The organism is Streptomyces sp. NPDC059718 (assembly GCF_042733315.1).
Lineage (GTDB): Bacteria > Actinomycetota > Actinomycetes > Streptomycetales > Streptomycetaceae > Actinacidiphila.
In genome coordinates this window covers 54,172-65,874 of the sequence record NZ_JBHWGA010000012.1, presented here as the reverse complement: position 1 = coordinate 65,874, position 11,703 = coordinate 54,172, and the positions used below count along the sequence as shown (strand labels likewise).

Annotated in this window: 12 protein-coding genes and 2 tRNA genes; 5 read left to right on the top strand and 9 right to left on the bottom strand. The window is 71.7% G+C overall.

Going from position 1 to position 11,703, the window contains the following annotated elements:
- Window positions 1–74 precede the first annotated feature (74 nt).
- A tRNA-Lys gene (locus ACFV3E_RS15990) sits at window positions 75–147 on the bottom strand.
- A complete protein-coding gene (locus ACFV3E_RS15985) occupies window positions 110–346 on the bottom strand; it encodes a hypothetical protein (RefSeq protein ID WP_499516844.1) in 237 nt (78 codons plus the stop codon). The genes ACFV3E_RS15990 and ACFV3E_RS15985 overlap by 38 nt, the downstream gene beginning before the upstream one ends.
- Between ACFV3E_RS15985 and ACFV3E_RS15980 the strand changes: the two genes are divergently transcribed.
- From ACFV3E_RS15980 to ACFV3E_RS15965, 4 genes are all read left to right on the top strand, one after another.
- A complete protein-coding gene (locus tag ACFV3E_RS15980; RefSeq protein WP_500331344.1) occupies window positions 345–644 on the top strand; it encodes a hypothetical protein in 300 nt (99 codons plus the stop codon). The two genes, ACFV3E_RS15985 and ACFV3E_RS15980, sit on opposite strands and share 2 nt — an antisense overlap.
- A gap of 105 nt (window positions 645–749) precedes the next feature.
- A complete protein-coding gene (locus ACFV3E_RS15975) occupies window positions 750–1,175 on the top strand; it encodes a hypothetical protein (protein ID WP_500369272.1) in 426 nt (141 codons plus the stop codon).
- Window positions 1,176–1,818: 643 nt separating this feature from the next.
- A complete protein-coding gene (locus ACFV3E_RS15970) occupies window positions 1,819–2,547 on the top strand; it encodes a hypothetical protein (RefSeq protein WP_500535218.1) in 729 nt (242 codons plus the stop codon).
- Between the two features lie 11 nt (window positions 2,548–2,558).
- Window positions 2,559–2,631: transfer RNA gene (locus ACFV3E_RS15965), tRNA-Lys, on the top strand.
- Window positions 2,632–2,712: 81 nt separating this feature from the next.
- Here ACFV3E_RS15965 and ACFV3E_RS15960 read toward each other — a convergent pair.
- The 5 genes from ACFV3E_RS15960 to ehuB form a co-directional block, all read right to left on the bottom strand.
- The gene (locus ACFV3E_RS15960) at window positions 2,713–3,468 is read right to left on the bottom strand and encodes an IclR family transcriptional regulator (protein ID WP_500535217.1); all 756 of its coding nucleotides are present in this window, start codon (window positions 3,466–3,468) and stop codon (window positions 2,713–2,715) included.
- Window positions 3,469–3,683: 215 nt separating this feature from the next.
- On the bottom strand, window positions 3,684–4,493 hold the full coding sequence (ehuA, locus tag ACFV3E_RS15955; protein ID WP_500535216.1) for an ectoine/hydroxyectoine ABC transporter ATP-binding protein EhuA: 810 nt from the start codon (window positions 4,491–4,493) through the stop codon (window positions 3,684–3,686).
- Window positions 4,483–5,118: an ectoine/hydroxyectoine ABC transporter permease subunit EhuD gene (gene ehuD, locus ACFV3E_RS15950; RefSeq protein WP_500535215.1), complete on the bottom strand. Its 636-nt coding sequence runs from the start codon at window positions 5,116–5,118 to the stop codon at window positions 4,483–4,485. Before ehuD ends, ehuA begins: the two co-directional genes overlap by 11 nt.
- Window positions 5,118–5,795 carry an ectoine/hydroxyectoine ABC transporter permease subunit EhuC gene (ehuC, locus tag ACFV3E_RS15945; protein ID WP_500535306.1) on the bottom strand — a complete coding sequence of 226 codons (678 nt, stop codon included), beginning with the start codon at window positions 5,793–5,795 and terminating at the stop codon, window positions 5,118–5,120. The genes ehuD and ehuC overlap by 1 nt, the downstream gene beginning before the upstream one ends.
- A gap of 54 nt (window positions 5,796–5,849) precedes the next feature.
- Entirely contained in the window at window positions 5,850–6,767 is a 918-nt protein-coding gene (gene ehuB / locus ACFV3E_RS15940; RefSeq protein WP_500535214.1) for an ectoine/hydroxyectoine ABC transporter substrate-binding protein EhuB, read from the bottom strand.
- A 141-nt stretch (window positions 6,768–6,908) separates the two neighbouring features.
- Between ehuB and ACFV3E_RS15935 the strand changes: the two genes are divergently transcribed.
- Entirely contained in the window at window positions 6,909–8,393 is a 1,485-nt protein-coding gene (locus ACFV3E_RS15935) for an NAD-dependent succinate-semialdehyde dehydrogenase (RefSeq protein ID WP_500535213.1), read from the top strand.
- An 18-nt stretch (window positions 8,394–8,411) separates the two neighbouring features.
- Here the strand turns inward: ACFV3E_RS15935 and ACFV3E_RS15930 are convergent, their stop codons facing one another.
- Together ACFV3E_RS15930 and ACFV3E_RS15925 are read right to left on the bottom strand one after the other, a co-directional pair.
- Window positions 8,412–9,506: an LLM class flavin-dependent oxidoreductase gene (locus tag ACFV3E_RS15930; protein WP_500535212.1), complete on the bottom strand. Its 1,095-nt coding sequence runs from the start codon at window positions 9,504–9,506 to the stop codon at window positions 8,412–8,414.
- A gap of 67 nt (window positions 9,507–9,573) precedes the next feature.
- On the bottom strand, window positions 9,574–11,448 hold the full coding sequence (locus ACFV3E_RS15925) for a putative bifunctional diguanylate cyclase/phosphodiesterase (RefSeq protein ID WP_500535211.1): 1,875 nt from the start codon (window positions 11,446–11,448) through the stop codon (window positions 9,574–9,576).
- Window positions 11,449–11,703: the final 255 nt, after the last annotated feature.

Sequence of the window (11,703 nt, the reverse complement as noted above, 5' to 3'; positions counted from 1 at the left end):
GTCACCCGGGACGCCGCCCTTCCCCCACAAATGAGCGAGGACGCCCTTCCCGAAGGAAGGACGCCCTCACATTGTGCGCCGCCAGGGACTCGAACCCCGAACCCGCTGATTAAGAGTCAGCTGCTCTGCCAGTTGAGCTAGCGGCGCTCACCGACAGAGAGGATCCTACCTGACCAGTGGCGGTGCTCCCGACCACCTCGTCCAGGAGCGCGGGGTCGTCGTCCAGCCAGCCGAGGCGGACCATCTTCACCCCGGCCTGGAACCGGCTGTCGGCCCCTATCTGCTGCATCAGCTCGGCCACTATCCGCCGCACCGTCCGGTCGGACAGGCCCAGCTTGCGGCCGATGGCCTCGTCCGTCAGCCCCGAGGCGAGCAGCCGGACGACCTCCCGGTGCCGTGCGGCGGGCGCGGCGCCGACGTCGTCGGTGAACAGGTCCGAGGCCGCGGCCCAGCAGTGCTCGAACATCTGGCGCAGCACGGCCACCATGGCGGGGCTGCGCAGGACCATGGCGGAGCCCTCGACCCCCTCGCCGGCCCGGTCGTCCAGGCCCAGGGCCGGTACGACGGCGAGCGTGTGGTCCACGATGATCAGCTTCATGGGCAGCGTCGCGGCCGTGCGCACCTCGCCGCCGTCGTTGGCGTAGGTCCGCAGATGCGCGCGGACGTTCGGCACGGCCGCGGCCGTCGCGAGGTAGATCGACCGCTGCCTGACCCCGCGGTTGAACAGTTCACGGTTGCGGTCGTCGGCCTTGAACAGGGGGATCTCCCCCGGCACGGTCGGGTGCATCGAGAGGATCTCGGTGGTGGCGGTGCTGGCCCCCTCGTCGAGGATCGCGGCGATCTGCGCCGGCTGGGCGGCCACCTCGATCCGGGCCTCGGCCAGGTGCCGCATGTGCACTGGCTGGAATTCGCCGGCCACCTGGCTGAGCGCGGCGTGCGCGTCGGTGATCGTCCTGACCAGTTCCTCGGTGCGCCGCCGGCTGCCCTCGACCAGCTGGGCCATCGCCGTGGCGGGGGAGTGCACCGACCAGCCGCTGCGGGAGGAGGGGAACCTGGTCGTGAGGCCGAAGGACGCGAGCGTATGGAGGGCGTCGTCGAGTTCGGCGCGGGACCAGCCGGTGAGCGAACAGACGCTTTCCGGCGTCCAGTCGGCGTCCGCCAGCGCCAGGGCGTAGAGTTCCTGCGCCCGGGCGCGCAAAAGGTCGTCGTCGGTCACTGCCCGCACCCCCAATGCTTCACGTCACCCCCGGCTTCGATCAGGTTAAGGGGCGGGGCTCGTGTATGGACCCTTCGGGGCCCATCCGGTCCCATGTGTCCGCATAGGGCCATGTCCGAATCCGGAACGTGAAAACTACAGACCAGCGGCTTGCGATCCGACAGAATTCAGTCAGCCGTACGGTTCCTCCAGACCGGAGTAGCGCCCTCGGCCCCGCAAAACCCCAGCTCACACCTCCTGGACAGGTCTGCCATGTCATCGATTCGCCGCAACGTCATTCGTGCCGTAGTGGGTGTCGTAGCCGCCGTCTCATTGGGGCTGATCGGAGCGGCCACAGCCTCCGCCCAGCCCATGCCGGGTGACCTCACCTGGGCGGTAGCCAACGATCTCACCTGGTAAATCAGGCGGGCAGTACCCCCAAAGACAACAACACCCCCCAAATAGCCACACCCCCTCCCCCCACGCTGATGGGCCCGGCATACCTCCCCCCTCTTGCCGGGCCCCTCAGCATGCCCGCGTGCAGGGGAGGCGGGTATCCGCCACGGCGGATTCACGCCGCACGGAAGCGGTGCGCAAGCGGTTGCCGCACCGGTAGACCTCCCGTGCATGACATTCGCCCACCCCCAAGTGCCCGAGACGCACGACGCGTTCGGGCCGCCCGTCATGCCCTGCTGACCGCGACCGCCACCGCCTGCGCGCTGGTCGGCGGCCCCCTCGTGCTGCCCGCCACGACCGCCGCGGCGGCCCCGGTCAAGGACCCGGCCGCGTCCGTGCCGCGCGCCACCGCCCACGACATCACCCTCGTCACCGGTGACGTCGTGCACTTCGCCGACCGGCCCGGTACCGCGCAGGACACCGTCACCGTGGACCGCCCCGAGGGTGCGACCGGGGGCGTGAAGATCCAGCAGAGCGGCGGCCGCCGCTCGGTGGTCCCCGACGAGGCCGAGGCCCTGCTGACCGCGGGCAGGCTCGACCGCCGGCTGCCCAGCATCGACGCTGCCGCGCTGCGGGCCGCCAAGGCCACCGCCCGCACCTTCTGGAAGGACGTGGCCGGCGCCGCGCCCCGGGCCCGGTCGCTGGACGGGGGCAGGCGACGGGAGGACCTGGCAGCCCGTGCCCCTGCGGCGTGCCGCCGGCGGCAGCGGCCATTGGTCGGCCGAACTGCGAACCCCCCGCACCCCGGGCGGGTTCGTGTCCCTGCGGGCGACGGCCTCCGACGGCCGCGGCGGCACGGTGGAGCAGGAGGTCGTCCGGGCGTTCGGCCTGAGCTGATCCGGTCCGGTACGGGGTCGGAGGGAGCGGTCATGAGCACCCCCTCCGACCCCGTATGATTGTCCTGCACGCGCCGCTAGCTCAACTGGCAGAGCAGCTGACTCTTAATCAGCGGGTTCGGGGTTCGAGTCCCTGGCGGCGCACAGCGAGAGGGCGCCCTTCCTTCGGGAAGGGCGCCCTTCGTCGTGTTCCGGTGGGCGTCGTGCGCCGAACGGCCTCGGGCCTCAGATGGCCAGCGACAGCAGCACCGGCGCCGCGCGTTCGTTGAGGGTGTCGGCCGCGCCCTTGAGGCGGTGGGCCTGGGTGACGGGGAGGGAGAGGGCGAGGCAGCCGACCGTCCTGCCGACGGTGATCGGGATGGCGGCGCAGACCGTGCCGATCGCGTACTCCTGCAGGTCCAGGGTGGGGGCGCTGGGCGGCTGGCTCTCCAGCTTGGTCAGCAGCACCTTCTCGCTGATCGTGGTCTTGGAGGTGAGCCGTACCGTCTTGTGCCGGGACAGGTGGTCGCGGCGCCCGTTGTGGTCGAGCTGGGTGAGCAGGCACTTGCCGACCGCGCTGGCGTGGGCGGCGAAGCGGAAGTCCACCCACTCGTTGACCTTGGGTGCTTCCGGGCCGTCCGCGAAGTCGACGATCTTGACCTCGCCGTCGTCGTAACGGCTGAAGTAGACGGCGGCGCCGACCTCGTCGCGCAGCGCCGTCAGGATCTTCTTGATCTTCTCGCCGAGCGCCAGGTCGCGGCTGGCGCTGCCGAGCAGGACCAGCGACTCGCCGACGGCGTAGCCGCCGCCGGGCAGGGCGTTGAGGTAGCGCTCGCGGTTGAGCATGGCGAGGAGTTGGCCGAGGTAGCCGATGGGCACTCCGATCTCGCGGGCGAGCTGCTCGGCGGTGACGCCGTTCCTGTGCTTGTCCACGGTCTCGAGCACGCGCAGCGCGTGCTGGACCGCGTAGACCGGCGCGACCTGTCGGTGCTCAAGCGCCACGGTGTCCCCCTACAGGTGTGACCGTTTGCGTCCTTGCTGTAGCTACTGGTCACGGCTGCCGGGCACGACAGGCGGGCCCGGCAGCTGGGCCGGATTCCACGATAGCCTCAATGCGGTTGGCAGTAGAGCCCGTTGAAGCTTTATGTGGGCGGCCGCAGGCGTATACGCAGGAACGGGCCACCCTGGCATATGCCGATGGCACGGCCCACTTTTCCTCAGAGCACCGCACCGAGGAACTCCCGGGTCCTGTGGTGTTCCGGGGAGCCGAAGATGTGCTCCGGCGGACCCGACTCGACGACCCGTCCGCCGTCGAACATCAGTACGCGGTCCGAGACGTCCCGGGCGAACCCCATCTCGTGGGTGACGCAGAGCAGGGTGATGTCCGTGCTGCGGGCGATGTCCCTGAGCACGTCCAGCACCCCGGCCACCAGTTCGGGGTCGAGCGCCGAGGTCACCTCGTCCAGCAGCAGGATGTCGGGCCGCATCGCCAGCGCGCGGGCGATGGCCACCCGCTGCTGCTGGCCGCCGGAGAGCCGGGTGGGGTGGGCGTCCTGCTTGTCGGCCAGGCCCACCAGCTCCAGCAGCCCGCGGGCGCGCTCGGCGGCCTCGTCCCGGTCCAGGCCGAGGACGTGCACCGGGGCCTCGGTGACGTTGTCCAGAACCTTCATGTTCGGGAAGAGGTTGAAGTGCTGGAACACCATGCCGATCCGCCGGCGCGTGCCGCGCAGGTGCCTCTCGTCGGCCGGCACGAGCCGGCCGCCGCGGCCCGGCATGTGCGAGAAGGGCTCGCCGTCCACGTGGATGACGCCCTCGGTGAGCCGCTCCAGGGTCATCAGCAGCCGCAGGATGGTCGTCTTGCCCGAACCGCTCGGGCCGATCAGGGTGACGCGCTCACCGCGCCGGACCTCCAGGTCGAGGTGGTCCAGCACGGTGTTGTCCCCGTACCGCTTGACGACTTGGTCGAAGCGGACGGCGGGCGCCGCCGGGCCGGACTTGGCGGGGGTGGGGGACTCGTCAGTGAGCAAGGCGCTTCTCCAGCTTCCGCATGAGGATCGAGGTGGGGCAGCTCGCGACCAGGAAGATCACGGCGGCGATGGTGAAGGCCTCCAGGTAGGCGAAGTGGTCACTGCCGAAACGGTTCGCCTCGTGCACCATCTCGTCGATGGTGATGACCGACAGGAACGGTGTCTCCTTGAACATCGAGATCACGTAGTTGCCGAGGGCCGGCACGATCTTCCGCACCGCCTGCGGCAGCACCACGGCGGACCAGGTGCGCGCCCGCGGCAGGGACAGCGCGATCGCCGCCTCCCACTGCCCCCTCGGCACCGCCTCGATGCCCGCCCGGTACACCTCCGAGGTGTACGTCGCGTAGTGCACGCCCAGCACGGTTATGCCGATCACCAGCGGGTCCAGTCCCGGGACCAGCACCCACACGGCGAAGAGCTGGATCATCACCGGTGTGGAGCGCACGAACTCCACGGCCGCGCGCAGCGGCAGCGTCACCCAGCGGCTGGGCGTGCGCCGCAGCACCGCGATGCCCAGGCCCAGCGTGACGGCGAGCAGCGAGCCGAGCACCGTGGCCAGCAGGGTGGTCCCGAAGCCGTGCAGGATCAGCGGCAGGCCCTCGCGGGCCGTCTCCCAGTCCCACATCAGGCCCGACCTCCCGCCGGCTGTCCGAGCCGCGCCTTGGCCACGGCCTCCAGGCCGTTCATGGCCAGTGTCAGCGCGTACGCGAGGACGAAGTAGATCACCAGGAGCAGCAGGTACGCCGTCGCGGTGTCGCCCGTCGTCGAACGGAGCTGGTCCATCTGGAAGGTGACGTCCGAAATGGTGATCAGCGACATCAGCGGGGTGCACTTCAGCAACTGGATCAGCAGGTTGTTGAACGGCGGGATCATCTGCGGCCAGGCCTGCGGCAGGACGACCAATCGCATCCGCTGCCACGGCGTCATGCTCAGCGCGACGGCCGCCTCCCGCTGCCCGCGGGGCACGGCGTCCAGGGCGCCCCGGACGACCTCCGAGCCGTACGCCCCGTAGTTGAGCCCGAAGGCGACCACGGCGCAGGCGAGCGGCACGAGCTTGAAGCCGAGGATCGGCAGCGCGAAGAACAGCCAGAACAGCTGGACGTACAGCGAGGTGCCGCGGAAGAACTCCACGACCACCCGGGAGGTCCCGCGCACGAGCATCCGCCGCGAGCGCGCCATGAAGCCGAGGACGAAGGCGATCAGCAGCGCGAGCGCCGCGCCCAGGACGGTGGCCTGCACGGTGACCCACAGACCCGCGCCCACGCTGGGCAGCGAGTGCGTGAACTCCGTGAAGCCGGACATGGATTCACCGGCGAGGTCACCGGCGGGGAAGGGGTACGAGGACAAGGCGCCGCCTCACGCCGCGCACAGCTGCGCCGTGCGCAGCGTCGCCGGCGGGACCTCCGCCTTGGTGAAGCCGTACTTCCCGATGAGGGACGTGTAGCGGCCGGGGTCGGCGGTGATCTTCTTGAGTTCCCTGTTGAACGCGTCGCGCAGGCCCGTCGCGTCCTGCCGGAACACCGCGCCGCCCGGGCTGTACTGCTTGCGGCCGCCGACCACCGGCAGGAAGGGGTCGAGCACCTCCACCGCGGCGCCCTTGTTGGTGCGGGCCAGCCAGCGCAGCGAGATCCCGGTCAGCGCGAAGGCGTCGATCCGGCCGGCGAGCAGCGCGTCCACCCCGTCCTGCTGCTTGGCCAGGGACTTCACCGAGGTCAGCGGTACCCCGGCGGCGTCCGCGTAGTCCGCCTCGACCGCCGCGCTCAGCACGCCGACGGTGGCCTTCCCGCGGGCGCAGGACACCAGGTCGCTCAGCCCCTCGGGGTTGCCCGCGCGGACCATCAGGGCGGTCGGCGAGACGAACTCGGGCTCCGAGAAGATCACCTTCTGGCAGCGGTCGGGCGTGATCGCCATCCCGGCGCTGACCACGTCGAAGCGGTCGGCCGTCAGACCCGGTATGAGCGCGCCGAAGTCGGTGAGCGTGGGCCGCAGTTCCGGCACCCCGAGCGCCGTGAAGATCTCCCGGTGGAGGGTGGGCGCCTCGCCGGCCAGCTCGTCGCCGTCCCGGTACCCGTACGGCGCCTCGCCCGCGAAGCCGACCCGCACGTACCCCTGCTTCCTCAGCTTGGCCAGCAGGTCCCCGTCGCCGGTGGGCGCGCCGGTGCCGGCCTGCGTACGGCTGCACGCCGCCAGCAGCCCGGGGACCGCCACGAGACCGCCCACGCCTGCGGTACGGGAGAGGAAACCCCTGCGGGACAGGGGACTGTGCTCGGACATGGACCAGACCTCCGGTAGTTCGCTTCCGTGCGGTGCGGTGACCACACGAGGGCCGCGCCTACCCCGGCGCACAGGGGGCATTCATGCGAATCTGGTGGGGTACCCGATGTCCGGAACGTCCGCGGGAGGCAGGGAGCTGCCATGAGCGACAGCACCGAAGGGAACGGCAAGCGCGAGCAGCTGGTCGTGGAGCGGGTGCCGAAGGCACTGCTCGTCGGCGGCCGCTGGCGGCCGGCGAGCGACGGGCGCGAGTACGAGGTGGAGGACCCGTCCACCGCGCGACCGCTGTGCGCCGTACCGGACGCCGGGGCCGAGGACGCCAAGGCCGCGATGGACGCCGCGGCCGCCGCGCAGGAGGGATGGGCGGCCACGGCGCCGCGTGAGCGCGGGGAGATCCTGCGCCGGGCCTTCGAGCTCATCGTGGAGCGGCAGCAGGAACTCGCCCTCCTGATGACCCTGGAGATGGGCAAGCCGGTCGCCGAGTCCCGCAGCGAGATCCTCTACGCCGCCGAGTTCTTCCGCTGGTTCTCCGAGGAGGCGGTGCGCATCGAGGGCGGCTGGCGCACCGCGCCCGACGGCAACGGCCGGATCTGGGTGATGCGCCAGCCCGTGGGCCCGGCGCTGCTGATCACCCCGTGGAACTTCCCCATGGCGATGGGCACCCGCAAGATCGGTCCCGCCGTCGCCGCCGGCTGCACCATGATCGTCAAGCCGGCCCACCAGACGCCGCTGTCCATGCTCGCCCTCGCCGAGATCCTCGGCCAGGCCGGGTTGCCGGACGGCGTGCTCAACGTCCTCACCACCTCGCACCCCGCGGAGATCAGCGGCCCCCTGACGGAGGACCCGCGGCTGCGCAAGCTCTCGTTCACCGGTTCCACGGGCGTCGGGCAGAAGCTCATCGAGCTCAGCGCGCGGCAGGTGCTGCGGACCTCCATGGAGCTGGGCGGCAACGCCCCCCTCATCGTCTGCCGGGACGCGGACCTGGAGAAGGCCGTGGAGGGCGCGGCCGTCGCCAAGATGCGCAACATCGGGGAGGCCTGCACGGCGGCCAACCGGATCTACGTCCACCGCGACCTGGCCGAGGCCTTCACCGGGCACCTCGCCGAGAAGCTGGGTTCCATGGTCGTCGGCCGCGGAACCGAGCCCGGCACCCAGGTCGGCCCGCTCATCGACGGCGCGGGCCTGGACAAGGTGGACCGCCTGGTGCAGGACGCCGTCTCGGCCGGGGCCCGCGCGGTCACCGGCGGCGCCCCGCTCTCGAACCGTCCCGGGTACTTCTACCCGCCCACCGTGCTGGCCGACGTGCCGCCGGACGCGGCGATGCTCCGGGAGGAGATCTTCGGGCCGGTCGCGCCGGTCGTCACCTTCGAGGACGACGACGAGGCGATCCGGCTGGCCAACGACACCGTGTTCGGCCTGGTCGGCTACGTCTTCACGGAGAGCCTGCGGCGCGGCATCCGCTACGCCGAGGAACTGGAGACGGGCATGCTCGGCCTGAACAAGGGCGTCGTCTCCACCCCCGCGGCCCCCTTCGGCGGCGTCAAGCAGTCCGGGACCGGCCGCGAGGGCGGCGCCGTGGGGATCGACGAGTACCTGGAGATGAAGTACGTGGCGGTGGACGTCTAGGGCCCGGACCCCGCAGGGTCAGGCGCCGCCGGGCAGGCCGTACGCGTCGGCGATGAGCTCATGGGAGCGCAGCCGCGCGGCGGGGGTGTGGGCGTTGGCCGTGATCATCAGCTCCTGCGCCCCCGTGCGGCGCACGAGCGCGTCCAGGCCGTTCCGGACCGCGTCCGGCGTGCCGTGCACCACGTTGCCGAGCCAGGCGTCCACGAAGTCCCGCTCGGCCGGGCTGAACTCGTACGCCTCCGCCTCCTCCGGGGTGGGCACCAGGCCGGGGCGTCCCATGCGCAGCCGCAGCATGGCCAGCGCGCCGCTGAGCACCTGCCGGCGGGCGTCCTTCTCCTCGTCCGCCGCCAGCGCCGCGACGCCGATCAGCGCGTACGGCTCGTCCAGCACCTCCGAGGGCCGGAAGGACCTGCGGTACAGCTCCAGCGCCGGTTCGGTGTTGGCCGCGGAGAAGTGGTGGGCGAAGGCGAAGGGCAGGCCGAGGACCGCGGCCAGCCGGGCGCTGAAGGTGCTGGAGCCGAGCAGCCAGATCGACGGCCGCGCGGCGGACTGCACGCCGCCCGGAACGGTGCCCTGCACGGGACCGGGGATGGCGTGGATACGGGCGTAGGGGTGGCCGTCGGGGAAGTCGTCGTCCAGGAAGCGGATGAGTTCGGACAACTGCTGCGGGAACTCGTCGGCGCCCTCGTTCAGCCGGTCGGTGCGGCGCAGCGCGGCGGCGGTGGCACCGTCCGTGCCCGGGGCGCGGCCGAGGCCGAGGTCGATCCGGCCCGGCGCCAGGGCCTCCAGGGTGCCGAACTGCTCGGCGATGACCAGCGGCGCGTGGTTGGGCAGCATGACGCCGCCGGAGCCGAGGCGTATGCGCTCGGTGTGGGCGGCGAGGTGGGCGAGGATCACGGCGGGGGAGGAGGAGGCGACCCCGGGCATCGAGTGGTGCTCGGCGACCCAGTAGCGGTGGTAGCCGCGGGCCTCGGCGAGCCGGGCCAGCGCGACTCCGGCGGCGAGGGCGTCCCTCGCGGTCAGTCCGCTGCCGACGCCCGCCAGGTCGAGGACGGAGAGCGGGACGGGTGCGCTGCCGAGGGTGGTGCCTCGTACCGGGTCGTTCGTGTCCACGTTCCTGCGTCGCCTCCTGCGGCCGGTTCCTCGTCTACGGCAACGAGCAACCGGGGACCGGCTCCGGCTATTCCCCGGGGCCGGCGCCGGGGGCGCGGGCCGGCCCGAAGCCGCGCAGCGCGGCGATCCCCTCGGGTGGCACGGGCCGCGAGTACAGCCAGCCCTGCCCGGTGTCGCAGCCGATCCGGCGCAGCCGCTCCGCCTGCTCGGCGTTCTCCACGCACTCGGCGGTGACCGTCAGGCCGAGCCGGTGGGCGAGCTGCACCAGCGCCTCGACGATCGTCTCGTCGGCCGGGTTGGGGTGCAGGCCGTCGCGGAAGCCGTGCACGAAGCTGCCGTCGAGCTTGAGCGTGGAGACCGGCAGCCGGCTGAGGTAGGCGAGGTTGGAGTAGCCGGTGCCGAAGTCGTCGATGGCGATGCGCACGCCCATCTCCTGCAGGGCGTGCAGCGCCTGCAGGGGCCGTCCGGCCGAGCCCATCACCGCCGACTCGGTGAGCTCCAGTTGCAGCAGCCCGGCCGGCAGCCCGGTGTCGTCGAGGATCTCCGCGACGTCGGCGACCAGGTCGGAGTCCCAGACCTGGCGCACGGCGACGTTGACGCTGACGAAGATCGGGTCGTCGGGCCAGTCCTTCTGCCACTGCCGGGCCTGGCGGCACGATTCGGCGAGCACCCAGCGGCCGAGCTGGACGATGGAGCCGTTCTCCTCCGCCAGCGGGATGAACCGGTTCGGCCCGAGCAGCCCGAAGTGCGGGTGCTGCCAGCGCACCAGGGCCTCCACCCCGCGCAGGCTGCCGCTGCCGAGCTCCACCAGGGGCTGGTACTCCAGCGTGAACTCCCCGCGCTCCACGGCCTGCCGCAGGGTGCTGGACAGCGCCTGCTTGGTCATCCGGTGGGCGTTGCGCTCGGGGTCGAAGAGCGTCCAGCGGGCCTTGCCGTCGGCCTTGGCCCAGTACAGCGTGGTGTCGGCGGCCTGCATGATGCCGGTGGCGGTGGCCCCGGCGGCCTCGCGCTCGACGACGCCGATGCTCGCCGAGACCGCCAGCCGCTGCCCGGCGAGGTCGAACGGCAGCTGCAGCGCGGTCAGTACGGATTCGGCGAGCCCGGTGGCCTGCCCGGTGCCGGTGGAGTCCTCGACGAGGACGGCGAACTCGTCGCCGCCCAGCCGGGCGACGAGCGTCCCGCTGCGCCCGAGGCGGGCCGCGCACTCCGACAGCCGGCCTGCGACGGCCTTGAGCAGCCGGTCGCCGACCCGGTGGCCGAGGGTGTCGTTGATGGCCTTGAAGCCGTCGAGGTCGAGGTAGCACAGGCCGATCCGGCCGGTGCGGCTGTCGGCGCCCTCCAGCGCGGTGGCGAGGCGCTCGAAGAACAACTGCCGGTTGGGGAGCCGGGTGACCGGGTCGTGCATCCGCAAGTGCCGGAGCTGCTCGCGCAGTTCGCGGGTCTCGCCCAGGTCCTCGACGGACACCAGGACGCCGCCGGGCACGGGCACCACGACGACCTCGGCCCACACCGTGCTCCCGTCCGGTCCGCGGACGGGTCCGGTGCGGCGCAACTGCCCGCGCCGGCCGGTCAGCACGTCCTCGTACTCGGCGTACTCCGGGCTCTCCCCGAGCGGGGGGACCTCGCCGCCGGCGCCGGTGAGGCCGATCAGCTCCGCCGCGGTGCGGGCGGTGAGCAGCACCGGGTCCGCGCCGAGCAGCGTGCCGAGCGCCGGATTGGCCTCGCGCACCCGGCCGTCGGAACCGACCAGTGCCATCGGCAGCCGGGCGACGTTGAAGGCGGCGCGGTAGTCGCGCACCTCCGAGGCCGGACGTTCCGGGGCCGGTCGTTCCGAGGCTGACCTTTCCGGGGCCGAAGCGTGACGTTGAGTGACCGTCGTGGCCGCCGCCTCGGGCTCGAGGTCCGGGCTTCCCGAGGGTCCGCCCACCGCTGGCTCCCGCATAGGTGTCGTCTCGCACACGTGGTCGTGGAGGAATCGAATGACCGCCAAGAGGCGGCGTTCGGCCTGGAAATGTGCCGATCATAGACGTTGGGGAATTGCCGCGGCCACCGCCGTCGTGGTGATTCTCGGCACGTGGGATGCGATCTTGATCATTTGTGATTGGCCACTGAATTCCATTGATCGCTTTTCGTCACTCATTACGCACTGTAGTGATCGGACGGTAACACGAGCGGCGCAGCACAACAGGGCAAAACG